Annotated in this window: 2 protein-coding genes and 1 tRNA gene; all 3 read right to left on the bottom strand. The window is 64.8% G+C overall.

Annotated elements, in window-relative coordinates; genetic code table 11:
* A partial coding sequence (locus AC04L7_RS18215) for a TGS domain-containing protein (RefSeq protein ID WP_475513635.1) occupies positions 1-857 on the bottom strand: 857 nt, incomplete at its 3' end.
* 268 nt (positions 858-1,125) lie between these two features.
* A tRNA-Val gene (locus tag AC04L7_RS18210) sits at positions 1,126-1,200 on the bottom strand.
* A 75-nt stretch (positions 1,201-1,275) separates the two neighbouring features.
* Positions 1,276-1,670, bottom strand: a 395-nt coding sequence (locus AC04L7_RS18205) for a UvrB/UvrC motif-containing protein (RefSeq protein ID WP_475513634.1), incomplete at its 5' end; no start/stop codon positions are given.

Here is a 1,670-nt window from a genome sequence, read left to right as displayed (position 1 = left end):
CGGTAGACCTTGCGCATGTACTGCTCGACCACCTGCCAGATGGCCCAGCCCTTCGGGTGCCAGAACACCAGCCCCGGTGCCTCTTCCTGCAGGTGGAAGAGCTCCTGCTGCTTGCCGATCTTGCGATGGTCGCGCTTCTCGGCTTCCTCAATGCGCTGGATGTAGGCCTCCAGCTGCTTCTTGTCGGCCCAGGCCGTGCCGTAGATGCGCTGCAGCTGCTCGTTTTTCGCGTCGCCGCGCCAGTAGGCGCCGGAAATGCGGGTCAGCTTGAACGCCTTCAGGAAGCGCGTRTTSGGCACGTGCGGGCCGCGGCACATGTCSACGTATTCCTGGTGGTAGTACAGGCCCATGGCCGTCACCTCCGGACCCATGTCCTCGAYCAGSCGCAGCTTGTAKTCCTCGCCRCGYGMCTTGAAGACSTCGATSACCTCGGCGCGCGGCGTCATCTTCTTGAYSACGTCGTAGTCCTGCGCGATCAGCTCCTGCATGCGCTGCTCGACCGCCGCCAGGTCTTCCGGCGTGAACGGGCGCTCGCTGTAGATGTCGTAATAGAAGCCTTCGGCGATGACCGGGCCGATCACCATCTTCACGTCCGGATACAGCTGCTTGACCGCATGGCCGACCAGGTGCGCGCAGGAGTGGCGGATGATCTCCACGCCCTCTTCGTCCTTCGGGGTGATGATGCGCAGCGCGGCATCGTGGTCGATGATGTCGCTGGCATCGACCAGCACGCCATCGACGGCACCGGCCACGGTGGCCTTGGCCAGGCCGGCGCCGATGGACTGGGCCACCTGCATGACGGAGACGGGATTCTCGAACTCGCGGCGGCTGCCGTCGGGGAGCGTGATCGTGATCATCGGTTGGGCTATCCAGTTGCCTGCGAACAGGGCTTTGGCATCGGAAAGTCCGGCCATGGATGGCCGGGCTGGTGTTCAGGGACGAACGAACGACATGAAAAAAGCGCCACGAGGGCGCCTACGGGATGCAGTGCCTCGGGCAATACCAGGTTCAGGCGGTGGTAGTGCTCATGTCGCACGCTCGGCCGGCGTTTCCGCGGGCCACCTCGTGAATACGGATGGCGCATCGGGCTGGCCCCAGAACTCCGGAATCCACGCTTTGGAAGCGTGGTGGGCGGTACAGGGTTCGAACCTGTGACCCCTACCATGTCAAGGTAGTGCTCTACCGCTGAGCTAACCGCCCGGTCTGCCCTTTGCAGGGGCGCGAATTCTAGCCCGGAAGCAGGGTCGCCGACAACCGCTGCGAACAGGGCATGCATCACCCCCCCAGGCTGGCCGCCTTGAGGCGCTGGATCTGATCGCGAAGGCGGGCCGCGTCCTCGAACTCCAGGTCGCGGGCGTGCTGGTACATCTGCTGCTCCAGCGCCTTGATCTTCGCTACCGCCTTGGCCGGATCCATCACCCCGTACTCGGCAGGTTCTTCCGCCACGCGACGCGCCTTGCCGCGGCCCGTCTTGCCCTCGTTGGCCGCCTCACTGCGGGCACCTTCCAGGATGTCCACGATGGGGCGCGCCACGGACTTCGGCGTGATGCCATGCTCCTGGTTGTACTCCACCTGCTTCTCCCGGCGACGACTGGTCTCGTCGATCGCCGCCTGCATCGAGCGGGTCATCTTGTCCGCGTACAGAATGGCCTTCCCGCGCAGGTTGCGCG

It is taken from the genome of Pseudoxanthomonas sp. LjRoot204_2 (assembly GCF_056175765.1).
Note: the sequence above shows the minus strand (reverse complement) of the source record. Positions and strands in the feature narration are given on the sequence as shown.